The following is a 19137-nucleotide window of genomic DNA, read 5'->3' as shown; positions in this document are numbered from 1 at the left end:
AAAGTAGTATAATAAAAACGAAGAAACACGATTTAAAAGTGAGGTGATAGGTAATGAAAGGGATTAATTTTACTATAATCTTCATAATTGCAGTATTCGTAATAGGTGGCATCGCCATTTATGCTTACGAGCACTTTCGTTACTCTCCATATGCTCTGCAAGTCGATTTAGGAGTTGTCATAGAATGGCTTAGAGACAGACATGTTGACCTCGTTGATGCCAAATTAATTTATGAATTAACCAACACAAAACTAACAATCGATAAACGTCAAACACCATACGAGTTTGCCCTCGCGGTTTACCCGTTACTTTCGATTTTTAAAGACAACACAACCCGTTTGGAAATACCACTAAAATCAACGGACAAAGTATTACCCTTAAGGTTTAAGTACGTCGATGGAAAAGTCGTTGTTTCGATGAGCGAATGTGAAATACCCGTTGGTTCGACTATATTGTCGATAAATGGTTATCCTATAGAGGATATCTTAGAAAAGTATAAGAATTTGTATCCCACGTGTGAGAACTTCCAACAGGTCTACTCCTTCGTAGATAAGCTCCTACCACACTATCCTAAGATAATTGATGCAAGTACTTTACAAATAAAGTATCAACTACCCAATTCATCTGCTCAGCGCACATCTTACATCAAAACCATTTCCTTTAAAGATTTTCAAAAAGATATGCATTTAACACCCGTTGAACTATACAACCTGGGACAATACACCATTGTGAAGATTAACACCTTTAATATTTCAAAAAAAGAGGATATGAAAGTCGTAGAAGATGTATTTCAAAAATTGTCAAACAAGAACGGAAGCATAATTTTCGATTTGCGTTACGCCTCTGATGGTGATGCTACCATCCCTTCAGCCATCATCTCAAGACTTATAGATGAACCAACTTATCTTTACCCGAAACTAATAACACGCTATAGATACCGTCAAGTAGAAAAGAAGCAAATTCCCATTGAACCAGACAGCGCCAGAATTTCCAAAGACGTTTATTTCATTGTAGACAGTTCTTGTTTTTACACACCCCACAAAATTCTGCTTTCTTTTGTTGCAACTAATAAGATTGGGAAAGTGCTAACAACAGAGAATGAAACAAGCACACTTTTCTCAGACCTTTCATTCTACACAGACGAGTTTTGGAAGATTCTTCCAAACACAAGAGCTTATATTGTAATGCCGTTATCAAAGGTAATCGTTGAAAACAATTTAGAAGAGGACCAGATTCAAATTGTTAATCTGACCTTTAATGAAAGTCTGCTGTTCGACAAAACGGCATACAAAGACTGGCTTAAAGAATTCATTTCTAGAATAAAATAAAGTCAGCAAAAAATCTTAGGGTGGTGAGAGTATGTTCTCAGAAGGGATATTAGAACATCTTCAAGAAACGAAAGTTGTAGATTTTCTTGATGAGCTAGAAATACCTGCGTACGTTGTAGATAAAAACCGACGTATCGTTTTTTGGAACAAGCAGGCTACAAAGTTAACAGGTTACGAAGCAAATGAAGTAGTTGGTAAATTTTGTGCTGAACAAGTATTGAACCATGTTGACAGAACGGGTATTCCTGTGTGTAATACTGAGCTGTGTCCACTTTATCAATCAATCAAAAATGGTATCCCAGTTCAAGTACCATTTGCGGTGTATGGACTTAAGTTCAAGTACCATTTGCGGTGTATGGACTTACCAAATCAGGAAAAAGGCGCCAGTTTTCAGTTGTTGGTTTGCCCATAAAAAAGGATAACGAAGTACTTGGTGCCATTGAATTATTCACTGATGCCGAAAAAATGGATGCAGATATGAGCCTTGCTATAAGAATTCAAGAAAGTTTTGTCCCACAAAACACCGAAAATATCGAATTCTTCTATCGTCCATCTACTGGACTTGGAGGGGATATGATATATTACAATCCACCTTGGGTAGGCATAATAGACATAAGCGGACACGGTATTGCGGCTGCGCTTGTAAGTATGCTTGTTCGTACTACTTTGGATACAATAATTGCGTTCGACCCTCCATTACAAGGTTTACCGTTCCTTCTGGAAAACGAACTCAAAAAATTCAGCTTTCAAAACATATACCTCACAGGCGTTATTGGTCAACTTAGCGAAGGGGTTTATAGATTCGTTAACATGGGACATCCTTCACCAATAAATGTGACCAAGAAGACATTGATTGAAACGAAAAATGTGATACCCGTCGGATTTGGATTCTCTGAAGAATACGACGAATCCATCATCAACACTTACAATCTAAGCGATGGGAACTTGCTGTTGTACACCGATGGATTAACGGAAATGAAGACAAAATCAGGGATGCTTACTACTCAGGGGTTGCTTGATATAATTTCACCAAGTGATACTACATCAACAATATATCTCAAAACATTGCATTTGCGTGCTTCTGTTTTACAAGAAGACGATATAACTATGGTGTTGTTCAAAAAATAACTATGGTGATTGTATGTAAACATGCAAGCTTGTTTTATTTTTGAATAATACCATGTTGAGTGCCAAAGCTAACTCTAAAATAGTTGACTAATTGATTTGTTTTATGCAGAGCAAAATAGGGGGGATAATGTACTTCTAGTAAAATCAGAGTAAATGCAATCAGGGGGTGAAGTTATGAAGTTCCATCGGAAACGGGGATTTAAAGTTTTGCCTGTTATCCTAATCTTTTTGTCACTCTTGGCATTTGCACTCGACGTAAAAATTATCTCTCCTAAGAATGGGGGCTACGTTTCATCAGAGTTCCTAGTTGGTGTTTCAGCCAGCGACCAAAAGGGTATTAAATTAGTAGAGCTATACGTTAACGGTTTCAAAATTTCGGAAAAATCCAATGAACCTTATAATTTCCAATTTCCGGTTAACGTTGGTCAACTCAAGTGGAGACTTCAAATTGGCAACTACATAGCATCTTCCCCGGCACTGACAGCAGATGGAACAATTTATATCGCGAGTAAAGATACTAATCTCTACGCCATATCTTCTGATGGAAAAATAAAATGGAAGTTTAAAACCGGTGGTGAGGTCCTTTCTTCACCTGCAGTAGGACCGGACGGAACTGTATATATCGGTAGTTCAGACACATATCTTTACGCTATAAAACCAGATGGTTCACTGAAATGGAAGTTCAAAACAAACGACCGCATAGTTTCTTCTCCATCCATAGGAAAAGACGGCACGATATATGTTGGAAGCTACGATGGGCATCTTTACGCTGTTACGAAGGATGGTAAGCTTTTATGGAAATTTAAAACCGGTGGTTGGATTTCCTCTTCACCGGCTATTACAGAAAATGCAATATACTTTGGAAGTTCTGACGACTACTTTTACGCAGTCACCACCACAGGTAAACTCATTTGGAAGTTCAAGGCGAATAACGATATAACCTCTTCACCTGCAATTTCAAACGATGGAACAATTTACTTTGGAAGCCTCGACAATTTCCTTTATTCAATCAATCCTGACGGAACACTAAAATGGAAGTTCGAAACTGGTGATGACATCGTCTCTTCACCTGTTATAGGACCTGATGGAACGATTTACGCAACAAGTAAAGATGGCTATCTCTATGCGATTTCTCCGGACGGAACACAAAAGTGGAAATTCAAAACAGAGAAAGAAATAACCTCCTCTCCACTAATAGGTGCTGATGGCAAGATTTACGTATCAAGTTCAGATAACATGCTTTATTGTCTATCTTCCAATGGCCAGTTATCCTGGAGCTTCAAAGCAGCAGCTGCTATTATCTCATCACCTGCTATAAATCTCGGTGGAACGATTTACTTCACAACGGCAAATGGAATTATCTATGCAGTTCAAACTTCTTCGTTTGGTCTTGCGAACAGTTCGTGGCCCAAGTTCAAAGGAAATGCCTGCAATACAGCACTTTTTGGTGACAAATCGGGAATTAGCTCATATTTGGAGCTTAAAGCAATTGCGTATAGCAAATCTGGTAACAAGGCACAGGAAGTTATAAAAGTCATTCCAGATTACGTGCCACCAGTTCTTTACTTCAAAGCTCCAAAGCATGGAGATTTTGTAAAAAAGGAGTTCACTGTAGAAACTGAAGCAAAAGATGATAATGGTATCAGCAAAGTAGAATTGTATTTACAAGGTCAGAAGATAGCAGAAAAACTAACTCCGCCATATACATTTGTTATCGACCTGAACACAGTTCAAATTCCAAAAATTGGAACTCCAAACATAGAAAACGTAGGAAGAGAAATATGGAAGGCAAAGTTGAATACTGAAGTATGGTCAAGTCCTGCGCTGGCAAGAGACGGAACAATGTACATAGGAACTTACGATGGTTTTGTGTACTCGTTAACCCCTTCTGGACAAGTTAAATGGAAATTCCAAACAAACGGAAGAATTCACGCTTCACCATCGATATCGAACGATGGAACCATATATGTTGCAAATCTCAATGGGTATTTATATGCCCTCTGCCCGGATGGTTCCTTGAAATGGAATTTTAAAATTGGGGATGCAATATACTCATCACCAGCCATTAGCACAGAAGATAGTACTATTTTCTTTGGAAGTCGAGATGGATTCATATACGCTGTGAATGCTGATGGAAAACTGAAATGGAAGTTCCAAACAAAAGGTGAAATTCTTTCGTCACCAGCTATAGACTATAACGGGACAATTTATATCGGTAGTAAGGACGGGCATCTGTATGCACTAACACCAACAGGTAAATTACTTTGGGAATTTAAAACAGAAGGTGAAATAGACACATCTCCAGCACTAGGCATTGATGGTAGCATATTTATCGCAAGTAGTGATAAATACCTTTACGCAATCACGTCCGAGGGAAAACTCAAATGGAAATTCCTGACACCTGATGGTATAAAGTACTCAGCAATAATAGGTCCAGATGGGACGATTTACATAGGCAGCGACAAACTCTACGCAATTTCACCAGATGGTAAGCTAAAGTGGGAATTTGAAACTGATAATCCTGTTACCTCATCTCCTACACTTGGCTTTGATAATTTAATCTACGTTACAGCTGGTAAGTATCTATATGCGATAACTGTTTCAGGTGAAAAGAAATGGGTTTTAGAACTTGAAGAAGATGCAGGGGTTTTAATGCCTCCAACAATTAGTGATGACGGCAGGTTGTACATCTCAGGTTCAAATGGTTATTTGTTTGCAATTCAATCTTCTTCGTTGGGATTAGCAGCAAGTCCTTGGCCCAAGCTTGGCAGAAATCTCGCAAATACGGCAAATATCCTCGATGAACTTGACTATTCAGGAATCAAATTGGAACTAACCGTAGTTGCTTACGACGTTGCGGAAAACAAAAAGAAGCAAACGGTATTTGTTAAAATAGACAACAGTGAACCTCAGGTTTACATCTCACCCTACAATGAGAAAACAGTAGTTACTGGAAATATCCAGGTCACTATCTACGCATTTGATAAGAGCGGGATAGAAAAACTGGAAACATACCTAGGCGAACAAAAAGTCCACGAAGCTAACACAGGATTTGGGCTTTTGAACATCAATACTTCAGAATTCGAAGAAAAACCATACACATTGAAAGTAGTTGCACAGGACAAGTATGGAAACAAATCAGAAAAATACATAACCCTCATCATCGATAGAACCCCTCCGAAATTATCATTTATAGATTTGACAGATGCTTCAACAATAACGAAAGAGTCGAGGATTGCTGTAACAGCAAGTGATGAGAACGGAGTTTCCAAAGTTGAATTGTACGTTGCCGGACAAAAAGTAGGTGAGGTAACCTCTGAACCTTACGAATTCAATTTAAACCTCAGTGAAGGTGCACTTAAGTGGAAAATAAAAACTAACGGTGACATACTCTCAACACCAGCCGTGGCAGATGATGGAACAATCTACGTTGGAAGTCTTGATGGCTTCTTGTATGCAATATCTCCTGATGGGGAAATCAAATGGAAATTCCCAACTGGCTATGAGATTTGGTCATCACCTGCTATAGGCAATGATGGAACAATATACATTGGAAGTAGTGATAGCTATCTTTATGCTGTTACACCAGATGGTAAACTAAAGTGGAAATTTAAAACTGGCTATGAAATCTGGTCATCACCTGCTATAGCTCCCGATGGAACGATTTATATTGCAAGCAAAGATAGTTACGTTTACGCTCTTACACCTCAAGGCAAACTGAAATGGATATTCCAAACCGGAAATTGGATTTACTCTTCCCCAGCGATTGGTAACGACGGCACCATATACGTAGCAAGCACTGACAAGCACTTGTATGCAATTTCGCCCACAGGGAAATTAAAATGGAAATTTAAAATGGATGCAGAAGTATTATCCTCACCTGCTCTCGGAGCTGACGGTACAATCTATGTTGGATGCAGAGATACCTATCTATATGCAATCTCACCTGATGGAAAATTGAAATGGAAATTCAAAACAAATGGTGAAATACTCTCATGTCCGGTGATAGGACCTGATGGCACGGTTTATTTTGGCAGTACAGACAACCATTTCTATGCTGTATCACCTAACGGAAGGTTGAATTGGAAACTCAGAACTGGAGATTCGATAACTTCCTCCGCAGTGATTGGTGCCGATGGCGTTATATACATAGGTAGCAACGATAACAATTTGTACGCGATGACTCCTGACGGAAAGCTCAAATGGAGATTCCAAGCTGACGAAGATATAGCTTCCGGTCTGACAATTAGTAAAGATGGTGTAATATATTTTGGAAGCGATGACAACCACCTTTACGCACTTTACACAACATCATTTGGATTGGCTAACACACCTTGGCCCAAAGACAGAGCAAATAACCTAAACACAGGAAGGTCTGGGGATAAGTATGGTGTATCGGACGGTGCAGTCACAATTAAGGCTGTTGCTTACGACACTTTCGGGAATGCAAGCGAACATGTAATCCGGGTGTTTGTAAAATGGTAAATCTGAAACTGCACAAATTCTTACCTGCGAAACGTGATATGTAAAATATTCCGCAGTTCATCTCGCACGGCTTCAATCGTTTTTGAAGCCGTGCTTTTTCATTATACCTTCCGCTTTTCAAAACCGAATCAAAGCAAAGCATTACATAAAAAGTTTTTGCAAATCAAAAAAATACAAAATACTTGCTTGGTGCGAAGGTATAAATATCCAGGTTATACAAGTAAAGGGCTTCTTTGATTATCCTAATAGTCGATACTCAATACTCAAAAATCTAATAATTCTCATTCAACTTCCAAGTAATTAAAATCAAGGCCCCTGACTTTCATATTTCGTTATTGACAATATTCGAATTTTCTTATATACTAAAACTAGAAATCAAAATTCATTATGGAAGGTGGTCTATATGGAATTGGAAAACGTGGCAGAATTATTAAAAATAATCGGTCATCCAATAAGATTAAAAATACTACAGCTTCTAAAACAAAATGCTGAATTGTGTGTTTGTGAGCTTCTTTCTTTGCTAAAAGTAAGTCAACCGAACCTTTCTCAACACCTATCGATTCTGAGATTGAGTGGATTGGTTGAAAATAACAAAGTGGGTAATACTATCAGATATCGACTCTCAGATAACGAACTATTGCACGAAATCTTAGAAATCATCGAAAGACACACGAATTCGGAGGTGAGTATAAATGGTAAGTGAGATTAAACTGTTTATAGCTCTCCTTATCGTCTTTTTGATTTTCTACTTTGTTCCATTTGATTCACCTATTGTCAGTGAAAGTATTTTGAACGGTTTCAAGATGCTCAATGAATATGTACGTGAACATGTCCTTCTCTGCCTTGTTCCCGCATTCTTTATCGCTGGAACAATCTCTGTCATGCTAAAAAAGGATGCTATTCTAAAACTACTTGGTCCTGACGCTAAACGATACATCTCTTATCCGATTGCTGCAGTCAGCGGTGCTATTCTTGCTGTGTGTTCTTGTACAATTCTTCCACTCTTTGGAGGTATATACAAAAAAGGTGCTGGGATAGGACCAGCTACGACATTCCTATTCGCAGGACCTGCAATAAATATCGCTGCTATATTCTTAACAGCTCGCGTACTTGGTTGGGATTTAGGTATTGCCAGAATGATAGCAACAATTACGGCAGCGATAATAATTGGTCTAATAATGGAAATTCTCTTCAAAGAAAAAGGTATCGGAGGCTTTGTTCAAACAACCTCGGATGGTACTGACAATGTAAAAGCAGTAGTTTTCTTCCTAATTCAACTACTCTTCATCATTGTCTCGGGACTAAAGATTAACCCAACCGTCAAATACTCGAGTTTGGGTGTCCTTGGAATAAGTACATTAGCAATGGCAGTATTTGCGTTTGAAAAAGACCAAACAAAGAGCTGGATAGCTGAAACGTGGGATTTTGCAAAAAAGATACTTCCATATCTATTTGTCGGTGTATTTCTTGCAGGAGTAATTACAAAATTATTGCCTCAAGATGTGGTTGTTTACCTACTTGGAAAAAATAATCTCTTCTCAAACTTTATAGCTTCTGTTATCGGTGCACTAATGTACTTTGCAACCCTTACAGAAGTCCCCATAGTTCAAGCACTCACACAACTTGGAATGGCAAAAGGTCCTACACTTGCATTGCTCATGGCTGGAAACACACTTAGCTTGCCAAGTATGATAGTTATCACAAGACTTCTGGGTAAAAAGAAAGCATTTACATATTTCGGACTGGTTGTACTCTTTTCAACAGTATTTGGAATGATATACGGGCTAATAGCCTAATATGACAAAAGTATACAAGGAGGAGGAAGTTGTATGGCAAAGAAAATCGAAGTTCTCGGTGCTGGTTGTCCAAAGTGTAAACAAACTATCAAAATCATGGAAATGGCAGTTCAAGAACTTGGAATCGATGCGGTTATCGAAAAAGTCCAAGAAATCAACGAAATCATTTCCAGAGGAGTAGTCGCAACACCCGCAGTGGCAATTGATGGGAAAATAGTTTTAAGCGGAAAGATACCAACATTGGATGAAGCAAAGGCATTGCTGAGTAAGTAAAAAATTGCTTGATAATCAAGAAAAACTGAGCGGAAAGTTGCTCCGCTCAGTTTTTTTATTGGGGATTGTATTTTAATCAGAATAAATTATTCCTCTTCAAAATAAACCGCCAAAGCTTCGTATTTCCTTTCTACTTATCTCTACCTCTCGATTGTTCAAGATTTTATCTTTTCGCCTGAAGGTATATATTATCCAACCCGAGAACGTCTTCCTTAATCACGCCATCAACACCTTCATCCCCACTTTTTCCAAGCACTTTGCTTGCTTCTTGCTTCTTCGAACAACTTACCATATCCCATCTTCACAATAAATTCCAAAACGAGCTCCTCAAAAAAAACTGAGGGCTCTTTTCAAGAATTCTCAGTTTTAATTCGTCGTTGGAAAGCATCTTACCACTCATTTGTGAACTCACTGTTCACCTGTTCAACAAGTGCGTTGATACTCCTTATCCAATATTGCGAATATTTCTTCGAAGATTCTCGTTCTTTGTTATACAAGAACAATCTCACTTTTACTTCGTAATTTTCAACGTGGAATTTTTTCGGCACCCCATTGTCTGTGAAAAGTTCCTCAAAACCATCTATTTTTCTTTCTGCATCAACATGTTCGGTACCTTTTGGATCAACAAAAACGACCAAATATCTGTTGCCTTTCTTGAACCAGAATATGAAATCAGGATAAAAGCGTGCCTCCTGGTCATCTTTATCAAGATACGGTATGTAAATATTATCTTTTCGTTCAACGAGTTTACTGAAAAGCCACCAGTCAACCTCGAACTTGTTTGACGCTGAGCGTAACTCGTTTAAGAACTCGATTTCGCTTGGTTCTTTAATCAAATCAGCTATTTTGTTTCTAACTACTTCTCGGTTAAGTGCCTCTAAGACGGGAACGTAATAGTGTTCTTCAAAGAACTCTATCAAAAGGTCAATCCCTGAGGATTCGCCAACTGAGAGAAATTCTCTTCCTTTCTTACCTCCATAGATTTCGTCAACGGCTTCCCTTACATGTTGGACTTTATCCTCTGGAAGTCTGATAAGAATCCTTTTGTAATGATTAATATGTTCTTCATCATCATCTGAGAACAAAGTGGTGTATTTATAGCCATAGTTATTTTCAATTGCTTTGACTAATCTTTGAATTGTGTAATACCAACCTATACCTGTTTTTCGTGAATGGTCTATCACGAAGAACTTGTTTTTATTACTCTCGTTAAAAATCTCTCTGAGTAGTTGTATCTTGACACTGGCATATTTGCTTCTATAAAAGAACATAAAATACAGCATCTCATCAGATGTGTTCTCAACAACGCTCTTTGCGTCAAGGTAATCCCTTTCGTAAGCGGACAGGGGATTAAAACGTTCCAAGAAGTGTTTGTCAAATTCTACTTCGATTTTTCTTGCAACAGGTATAAGAAGCTTGTTGTTACCTATCCTTTTTTCATTCTTGCGTAATGTAATCTCCTTACCCGAGAAATCAGACACAATTTTAACGTTTTCAAGTATCTTTCCAATTATATCTTTCTTTGTACCCCATATGTATAACGTCTCCAGAGGCTTTATTAAGTTCCAGTATCTTCTAAAACGTTTGTCAGTTTCTAACCTTCTTCTGTCACCGCTTTTTGTTGGCTGGATTCTGAGTCCTCTTCCTATTGATTGAAGCACAAATTTCTTAGCTTCGTCACCTGTTCCGATGTTTACGAAAGCTATAATATTCGGTCTGTTGGAATCCCAACCTTCGTAGAATGCCCTTGAACCAATGAGTATATTTATATGCTCATATTCATCCAAATTAGAGAAATAATCAACCTTTTCAAACCGTTCTTGCACCTTGAGGTTAAACTCTTCTATAAGCATATCGGCAAGTTTCTTAGCATCTCCGACCTTTATAAGGGCAAATGGTTTATCACTGGTCATTAATTTCAGAGCAAATTCTTTATCTGAATTAGAGGTTATGATTTCAATATCCCCAGGAGTCTCGGCATTGAAAACTTCCCTCAATACATCACCGGGTGTTATTAACAAGAATTCTTCCTTGGATAGCCTTAAATTATCATCATCTTCTTCGTTCTCATCAAACGGACGACTTACCGGTGAGCTAAGCAGTTCTTGTTTTAGTTTCTCAAAAACCTCTTTGTTATCAAGGTACTTTTCAAATCCTTCAATAGAAGATATCTGCTTTAGCTTTTCAAATATAAGCTTCACATCAGAATCATCAACGTTTACTGAGTTTCCCAAAAATACTGCAAGGGGGGAATGATATTCAACACTTAGTTCCGTGTGCTCTCTTATTTCCTTTGCTTTCTTTTTCAAATAAGCCAGCAAAAGTAATATCTTTAGTATTATGAGTTCCTTCTCTTTACTGGTAAAATCCTCACTCTTCTTTACTTTGGCACCTATATTTAAATTTTCCTGAAAGATTCTCAGCACCTTACCATAGCCTTCCCTGATATACGAGCGAAGGTTGAATTCGTAGACTGTTGTTAGAATATCACGAATGTCCGTAAAGGTTGCCGAGAAATTAAAAAGGAACCCGTTTCTTGACAGTATTGAAAAATACTGCTGGCTCTTGCTCGATTCCTTATCACCTTTGTGTGCCTCATCGAGGATTATGTACCAATTTCCGTTGTTGTCGTAGTCTTTGAAGTCAATGGTCTTGTCTCCTTGCCTGTCTTTAATGTTGTTCGACCTGTAGTAGAAAACTGGCAACAATAGGAAATCTCCCTTTTCTTTTACATCACCAAACTGTTTCAGTTCGAATAGATATGGTTTCTTGCTTGTGTTGAATCGATATTCTTCAAAATGTTTTTTAAATTGTTCAATCAAGTCGTCTCTATATGTCAAAAACAGTATATCTCTTTTTGGTATGAGCCCACGTTCCATGTAGGTTGCAAGAATATCAATTAACTTCACAATTAAAAGCGTTTTCCCGCTTCCGGTAGCCATCCAAAAGCTCATTCTATTTGAGAAGTTACCAAATGAAATGCCTTCATCATAGCTGTAGAAAAACTTACTGAGAATTGAGAATATATCCCCATCTGACGGACTTATCATTAGAGCATTCTCTAAATCCATATTAAAATCTTGCAATGAGAAATTTCTTAATTCTTCCCAGAACGCATATTTGTCTCCGTTTTTAATGCCATAGTAATAATACAAGGCGCGTATAGCATACTTGATTGCTTCAACTTGGAATTCCCAGAGACTTTTTTCGTTCGAGAAACTGTGGATATCTATCTCCTTCCATTCTGCAGGAAGGTTTTCAAAATCCGGGGCATTGGTATCCACAAATTCCCTAAGTAGTGGAATGATTTCCATAGAGCTTGTATTTTTTGACGACTTAGTTTTGTTTGAAACTCTTGGCATATTTTCACCACCAAATCAAAGGCTTAATGTGTTCGATAGGAATATTGTCGAATTCTATTTTTCCACTCTTTTCTAAAATAACAGCGTTGTCTAAAATCCTTAAGATTTTTTCGCCCAAAACATTCGACAAAGTCTCGGCTATATCTATCTTCTTATCTGGATACAACTTCTCAAACGACACTTTAAATTCTGAATCTGTTTTTTCCAAAACATGTTCTACAAACTTTGGAGAGCGCATAAAGACATATTCACTGAAGACATCTTTGCCTTGTGAAGGCTGGAGCATGAGGTCTGCATGTTCATATTTTGCATTTCTAAGAACATCTTCATATTGTTCAAGTTCGTAGTATTTGAAAAAGCCACCTGCTTGTTTTTCATTGTATTTTTCTTTTACATCTTTTTCTTTGCTAATTCCTGATTTATCATAAGCCAAAACTTTCTTCATTCTTGGTAAAATCACTGTATAAAAATGTTCGCCCATCTCAACGCCTATCCATTTTCTTTTAAGCTTGTGGGCTACTGCTGTTGTTGTTCCTGAACCAAGGAAGAAGTCTAAAACCAGATCTCCTTCGTTGGAAGTGGATTCTATGACACGCTTAAGAAGAATTTCGGAGTTTTCGGTGGGGAAACCTTGGGTTTGAGAGTAACCTGGGATGTCTGTCCAATTAGAATCTAAAAGTTCTTCCTCACCGGTTAAGTACTGTGGCATTCCCCTTACTTTATTTCCCATTAAATCCACATATTCCACATCTTCTTTTATTCTTATTCTTCCCTCTTGGATCATTTTGTCTATGGTTTCTTGAACGAACGTCCAATGTCTCCCTTTAGGAGGATAAAAAACCTTACCAAATATAATTCTTTCAGGCGGTCTTCTTTCTCCAGGAGAATGCATATTTAACCATTTCTGTTCTTTTTCTCTTTGCTTATATTGAGCATAAAACTTAAATTCCTCTGTTTTTGTGTAGAAGAATAGGCTGTCTGTGGCTACATTATAACCTTTAACACCCGTAAAAATTTTCTTTGTCCTATTTATCACTATCTCATTTCTAAAATTCTCGTCCCCAAAAATCTCATTCATCAAAAGCCTAACATAAGCATTTCCGTTGTAATCACACCTAACAAAAATGCTCCCTTTTTCATTCAATAAATCCCTTCCCAATCTTATTCTATTCTCAAGCATTGTTATCCATGTAGCATCCTTATAACCTACTTTGTATAGATAATCTGCTTCTTGTCCTTTGTTAAACGGTGGGTCAATATAAATTGTTTGCACTTGTTCTTTGAATTTTTGTAGTATTGTATTCAATGCCTGATAATTCTCACTCTTTATCAGCCATCCATCAAGTTCATCATCGAGCCTGTCAAACAACTTAATTATTTCTATTTCCAAACCTTTAAAATACTTAGTATCTATCGGTAAGAATTTGTATTTTGGGTTGATTTCTGCATTAACCTCATTAAATAGACTACCTGTTTTAGTATTAAAGACTTCCTCAAAAGTAAAACCTTCTTCCACTATTCCCAACTCTTTCCACTCGGCTATCTGATTTTCCATGCCAGGATGGTTTTGTAACTTTTCTATTACTTCTCTTCCACCTGGTTTTGCTAATATCCTATCGAGTGTTATTACATAATTGCTGTTGAAAACAAATTTCGGCTTGTTCCATATCCTGACAAGTTCATTCTCGAACTGAGCAATGAATTCTATAATTTTCTCTGCTATTTTCTTGTACGTTTGTATCTCCGTTACTCTTTTTGCTGACCAAATGTTCTCTGAATCGAACATGTATTGGTAAATAAACATGTCGAGTTGTTCCTTCAAGAATTTCTCTGCATCTTTGTTTATAAAATAATCCACTTCCGACTGCTTATTGAAAATCTGAAATGCCCTCTCTATATCATCTGTCGTTATACTCTGCAGTTTCTTCCTTATTTCTTCGGAAGATATCTCTTTCACTTTGCTTCTAACTTGCTTAACAATTTCTTCAACATTCGTTTCTTTATTTCCTTCTTTGTAATAACAATCAAGTATTATTCTTCCTTTTTCGTCGATGTTTCTAAATATAAAGTTAAGTTCCTTCTTTTCATTAGCTTTCTTGTGTTCCAAATTGCTGACATCAAACCAGAACGATAATTCCTCGCCATTGACACCTTTTATCGTTACTTCCATGCTTTGATAGTTTTTCTCAGTTTTCACATAGTAAAGCATGTGGGTTTTCCAGAAAAGCGCAACATCGCTTTCTGGGTCATAAACACGCTCGTAAATGCGTTCACTCCAAGGTGTGTAGGTAAAATATATTGAACCACTTTCAGAAAAGTATCTTTTGAAAAATGTGTAGAGCTTTTCAAAAAGTTCCTCTCTGAAATCTTCTATTCCATTTTTTTCAAGCTCTTGGTCAACAAGTTCTATCAAAGCCGGTTTTACAACATTGTTGTAATACCCACTTTTGAATTTCATAAGGTTGATGTACCCAGATTTTCCTTCAATCTTTGCTCCGATGAAAAGGTCTTCAAGAGCTTGGTAAAATTCTCTTTCAAACTTCTTCATGTCCATATTCGCTCTGTGCCTCCTGTTCAAAATATTTTAGTCCAAGTGATTCATATGATTTTTGTATCTCCAGTTCTAATTCTTCCAGAAATTCCTCTGGTTTATTGGCTCTTTGAAAAAGCTCACTTAGTTTGTCCACACCAGCATTAACATATTCTTCGAATAGTGAATACATATCTTTCATTGTCCTTTGTCGTCCTTCGACGCCTTTATTTTCATTTTCTTTTAGAGCGAGTTCATATATTGCCTTGATATAAAGGTTAAAGTCTTTATACTCGCTCTTTTCCAAGAATTCACCACGGGAAACGTCTATTTTCTCACCTTGTGATGGTTTTCTCTCACCTAAGTAGTAGCCATAGAAACCTGCAAGTAGGTAAACCTTTATTTTTCTGATTTGCGGATATATTTTTTTAAGAGAATCGATTATCTCTTCCAGTCTTTCATTTTTTACCTTATCTAGTCTTAAGATTATAGTTTCGGATGCCATATATTTCACCTCTCTCAAGCTTCACAGATACCGTTCCACGGTAGTTATGTAGTAATCACCCTTTTTTTCTGTGTTTAGGTAGTGAACCGTAGAGGCTAATTTTACCAAACGCTCCTTTAAATCATCGTATTCTCGGTCTGTCATGGTTATTATTATCTGCCTTTCTTCTGAAAATCTTGATAATAGTTCTATCAGTTCATAATACGACTCGCCCGAGATATTGGTCAATGGTCGGTCAATGAAGATGGGAATTGAGACACCCGCTGTTTTATGTATTGCCAGAGCAAGAGCAAGTGTGAGAATTGAACGTTCCCCTCCAGAGAGTTCTTTTATTTGGATTACTCCGGATTTATCAGACACGATTAATTCAAATTCTTCAGTGAAGGCGATACTATCTATTATGTCCTTCTTCCACATGACACGGTTTATGTATTCCTTTGTGTGAGATGTTATGTCCGCGGAGATGATTTGCCTCAATTTCCCCAGTCCTCTACTTAAGATATCTTCAAGTGTCTGTACAAACTCAAGTTGCCTTTTTATAATCGCAAGCGATTTGTTGCTTTCTAAAATTTCTTGCAATTCTCTTTTGTTTTGTTCCAGCTCTTTTTGTATGCTTTTTATGTTGTTAGTTATGTCATATATTTTCTGTTGAATGTTTTCCTTAAGCCTTTCAAGTTCGATTTTCTCATTCTGGTATTGTTCCAAGGCAGACGATACATCGTTTGGAAGGTTCTTTGAAAGTTCATTCAAGTTTTTGTCAATTTCTGAAATTTCTTTTTCAACAACACTGATTTGCTCATTTAGAATCCTTATTTGGTATATGTTCTTAACAATTGTTCTTTTTAGCAAATTATAATATTCCTCAGAAATAACTAATGATTCTGAAGTCAGAGACTTGTAGAGTATGTTCAAAAGCTCTTCAGAGAGATGACTTCCACAGATTGCACATGTTTTCTCATTAATCATGCGTTCAACAGCTGGCCTGGGTAATTCTTTTAAGATAGAAGATTCCTTTGTTCCAGCAAATTTGTAGAACTCTTCAACTGCTTTCCAGCCAAACAAATACGAGGCTTCATCAAGAGTAAGAAGTAGCTTTTCACTTATTAATCGTTTTTTATTCTCTATTTTTGCTTGCTTTTCTGACTCAAGTTGCTCAAGTTTAGACTTTAATTGTTCGTAGTCTTGAAGAGACTGAAGCTTCTGAACCACTTCTTCGAGCCTTCTCGTGACTTTTTCTTTTTCTTGCTTTGCTTCCTCTAACCGTGTGTTCAGTTCTTTTAGAGTCCTTTCCTGCACTTCTATTTTCCGCGAAATTTCTTCTAACCGATTGTTACCCTTTTTTTCCATATTGCGAAGTTCCTTGTATATTACTTTGGTTCTGACTCCTGAGAGGAAATCTGTGAAGTCCTGAATATTTGATATTCCAGACAAACGTTCCACGGTCCTCTTTATATGCGTACCACGTGCTTCTTTTAAGTAAACATCAAGGCTTTCACCATCAAAGAAGAAGTGTTCTCTTAGATCTTTCGGAAAACGTTTTTGAATTTCTAACTCTCTGTCAACCGTTACAGGAGAATTATTCAAAAAAACAGACAAAGGCACGGCTTCTATTGATGGACTAATCTTGCCATTTGAGACAAGGAATTTTGCATTTCTGTTGATTCTTAAGTGTTCCTTCTCCCCAACGAAAACCAATTTGACATATGTTCTATAATCACCATCATTCTGTAAGCGAATCTTTGACAATATGCCTATATCCGGAACAGAGCTTGAATTCCTGCCACTATCGAGAGAAGTTTCAATGTTATTAATATCTGCTGGTCCATAGTGTCTTTTTGTAGAAAAGAATTCTTCACCAAACAGTGCCCAGTTAACAGCCTCAAGGAACGTTGTTTTTCCTGACCCCATCTTTCCTACAATTACATGGAGCTCGCTGTTTTTATTGTTTTCGAAGTCGAACTGAGCATTAACGTACTGACGATAGTTAGCAATCTCAACTTTAGTAAGCTTCATACTTCACATCTCCTTGCTGTTTTCAACGTTTTCTTTTTGAGGTAGGTTTGAATCGTTCCTATTCCAATCTTTCAAATCTTCTGCAAGGAAATTTTCAATTTTTTCTTTCACTTTTTCGAGTACTCTCCTTTCGTTTTCCCAACCAACTTCGCTTAGATATATTCCGAAAATCTCCATTACAAAATCTGCAACCAGATCACCATCTGCTCCAAATACTGATGAACAGTCTTCTAAAATTATTTTGTAGAGTTGTTCGGAAACTCTTGTTGGTTTCATGTGAAAAACCCCCTCTTTATTCCGGACACAGTCTGTATCGCTTCAAACGCGTTTTCAGCACATTGAGCCATTATTTCAACTCGAGAAAACTCCACTTCTAAGATTCGCTTATAGACCTTATCACTTTCAAAACCAGTTGGTTTCGGGAATACTACAACATCATATACATATGCAGATTTCTTTGCAGGAGCTATACGCAATACCCGACCAAGTCTCTGGATATATTCACGAGGATTTGTAGAGCTCGAGAGAATTATAGCTTTGTCCACTCCCGGGACATCTACACCTTCATCAAGCATTTTAATTCCTACAAGAATGTCTATCTGCCCCTCTTGAAAGAGCTTGAGGACATACTCTCTTTCCTGTTTGGAAAGTTCTTGTATAAATTTAACAGCGGTTATTTTCTCTGCGTCTAGAATGTCCATAACTTGGTCAATGAGTTGTTCATCACAAAAGATTATTGTTTTTTGGATCTTTCCATGTGCTTTTAGCAGGTTCAGTATTCGATGTAGAGCTTCGTATTTCGAGACCGAAGCCTTGAGAATTTTGCTTCTTTTGAACAGCAATTTCTGAAGCTCAGGATCATCTTCAAGGTCTCCATAATTAAACTTCTGTAGATAGTTAGCTTTCTTGATTATCTTTTCTGTAACTTCCCTATACTTCTTCATCTCTTCATCTGTTAAATAACATGGGACCGGATAGTAGTAATATGGAGTCAGGTATGTTCTCAATGTGTCAGGATTCACATTATTCACAGCTTGGCAAAGTGAAAATTCAAATACTATCTCTCCAAAGTACTCGTGAAGGAAGCTGTTTCCAACTTCATCATACATACGTTTGGGTGTTGCACTTAATCCGAGCCTGTTTTCGAAGTGATTAGAAAGGTTTTTCCTTCGCATTTTAGAACCGATGCCGTGTACCTCGTCCGCAATGATAGTTAACTTCGCGAATTTATCAAGAGCAATTTCCTCGATGAGATTGTTCATTTTTTCTCCTACAATGGTATTGTGCGTAGAGAGAAATATAACGTTCTTGAAGATACCGAGTTTAACTTTTCTAAGAACCTTTAGCGCTCTTTCATGCCAATTTGGAATACCTGAGTGGCATTCTATAATTGAATCGGCATTCAAACCATACCGCTCGATTGAACTTTTCCATTGCGTAACAAGGTGAGAATACGGGGCAGAGATAAATACTGCATTCTTCTCAATTTCCTTAAACAATCTATCTACAGCACCAATTGCAGTGAATGTTTTTCCAGTGCCCGTTGCCATCGAAATTATCCCACGGCAGTTATTATTAAACCACATGTCGATTGCTGTAACCTGATGCGAATGAAGGCGTATTTTCATGCAAAATAATTCTCCCCCATTATAGTAAAAAAAACGGAGAATTTGATACTCTTTGAATCATACTATGAATATTATACCTCACTTTCTTA

Annotated in this window: 14 protein-coding genes; 7 read left to right on the top strand and 7 right to left on the bottom strand. The window is 37.3% G+C overall.

Annotated elements, in window-relative coordinates; translation table 11 throughout:
* Positions 1 to 53: 53 nt before the first annotated feature.
* From FERPE_RS02825 to FERPE_RS02795, 7 genes are all read left to right on the top strand, one after another.
* Positions 54 to 1328 (top strand): S41 family peptidase, encoded by a 1275-nt coding sequence (locus tag FERPE_RS02825; protein ID WP_014451173.1) that lies wholly within the window; start codon positions 54 to 56, stop codon positions 1326 to 1328.
* A gap of 31 nt (positions 1329 to 1359) precedes the next feature.
* Positions 1360 to 1740 carry a PAS domain-containing protein gene (locus tag FERPE_RS02820; protein WP_041262784.1) on the top strand — a complete coding sequence of 127 codons (381 nt, stop codon included), beginning with the start codon at positions 1360 to 1362 and terminating at the stop codon, positions 1738 to 1740.
* The gene (locus FERPE_RS02815; RefSeq protein ID WP_041262783.1) at positions 1731 to 2456 is read left to right on the top strand and encodes a PP2C family protein-serine/threonine phosphatase; all 726 of its coding nucleotides are present in this window, start codon (positions 1731 to 1733) and stop codon (positions 2454 to 2456) included. The genes FERPE_RS02820 and FERPE_RS02815 overlap by 10 nt, the downstream gene beginning before the upstream one ends.
* Before the next feature lie 174 nt (positions 2457 to 2630).
* Positions 2631 to 6941 carry a beta-alanine-activating enzyme beta-propeller domain-containing protein gene (locus FERPE_RS10325; RefSeq protein WP_014451172.1) on the top strand — a complete coding sequence of 1437 codons (4311 nt, stop codon included), beginning with the start codon at positions 2631 to 2633 and terminating at the stop codon, positions 6939 to 6941.
* Positions 6942 to 7344: 403 nt separating this feature from the next.
* The gene (locus FERPE_RS02805; protein ID WP_014451171.1) at positions 7345 to 7644 is read left to right on the top strand and encodes an ArsR/SmtB family transcription factor; all 300 of its coding nucleotides are present in this window, start codon (positions 7345 to 7347) and stop codon (positions 7642 to 7644) included.
* On the top strand, positions 7634 to 8737 hold the full coding sequence (locus tag FERPE_RS02800) for a permease (RefSeq protein WP_014451170.1): 1104 nt from the start codon (positions 7634 to 7636) through the stop codon (positions 8735 to 8737). The genes FERPE_RS02805 and FERPE_RS02800 overlap by 11 nt, the downstream gene beginning before the upstream one ends.
* A gap of 33 nt (positions 8738 to 8770) precedes the next feature.
* Positions 8771 to 9010 (top strand): thioredoxin family protein, encoded by a 240-nt coding sequence (locus FERPE_RS02795; protein ID WP_014451169.1) that lies wholly within the window; start codon positions 8771 to 8773, stop codon positions 9008 to 9010.
* Between the two features lie 163 nt (positions 9011 to 9173).
* Here the strand turns inward: FERPE_RS02795 and FERPE_RS10320 are convergent, their stop codons facing one another.
* The 7 genes from FERPE_RS10320 to FERPE_RS02765 form a co-directional block, all read right to left on the bottom strand.
* Complete coding sequence (locus FERPE_RS10320; protein ID WP_211204751.1) at positions 9174 to 9302, bottom strand: restriction endonuclease; 129 nt, start codon at positions 9300 to 9302, stop codon at positions 9174 to 9176.
* A gap of 97 nt (positions 9303 to 9399) precedes the next feature.
* Positions 9400 to 12372: a DEAD/DEAH box helicase family protein gene (locus FERPE_RS02790; RefSeq protein WP_014451168.1), complete on the bottom strand. Its 2973-nt coding sequence runs from the start codon at positions 12370 to 12372 to the stop codon at positions 9400 to 9402.
* Positions 12373 to 12376: 4 nt separating this feature from the next.
* Positions 12377 to 14926, bottom strand: a complete 2550-nt coding sequence (locus tag FERPE_RS02785) for a site-specific DNA-methyltransferase (protein WP_014451167.1) — start codon at positions 14924 to 14926, stop codon at positions 12377 to 12379.
* A complete protein-coding gene (locus tag FERPE_RS02780; protein WP_014451166.1) occupies positions 14907 to 15407 on the bottom strand; it encodes a hypothetical protein in 501 nt (166 codons plus the stop codon). Before FERPE_RS02780 ends, FERPE_RS02785 begins: the two co-directional genes overlap by 20 nt.
* A 21-nt stretch (positions 15408 to 15428) precedes the next feature.
* The gene (locus FERPE_RS02775; RefSeq protein WP_014451165.1) at positions 15429 to 17420 is read right to left on the bottom strand and encodes an AAA family ATPase; all 1992 of its coding nucleotides are present in this window, start codon (positions 17418 to 17420) and stop codon (positions 15429 to 15431) included.
* Positions 17421 to 17423: 3 nt separating this feature from the next.
* Positions 17424 to 17696 (bottom strand): hypothetical protein, encoded by a 273-nt coding sequence (locus tag FERPE_RS02770; protein WP_014451164.1) that lies wholly within the window; start codon positions 17694 to 17696, stop codon positions 17424 to 17426.
* Positions 17693 to 19048, bottom strand: coding sequence for a DEAD/DEAH box helicase (locus FERPE_RS02765; RefSeq protein ID WP_014451163.1), 1356 nt, complete (start codon positions 19046 to 19048; stop codon positions 17693 to 17695). The genes FERPE_RS02770 and FERPE_RS02765 overlap by 4 nt, the downstream gene beginning before the upstream one ends.
* Positions 19049 to 19137 lie beyond the last annotated feature (89 nt).

The sequence above is a fragment of the Fervidobacterium pennivorans DSM 9078 genome, assembly GCF_000235405.2.
GTDB classification, from domain to species: Bacteria; Thermotogota; Thermotogae; order Thermotogales; family Fervidobacteriaceae; genus Fervidobacterium; species Fervidobacterium pennivorans.
This window is presented reverse-complemented; position numbering and strand designations above follow the sequence as displayed.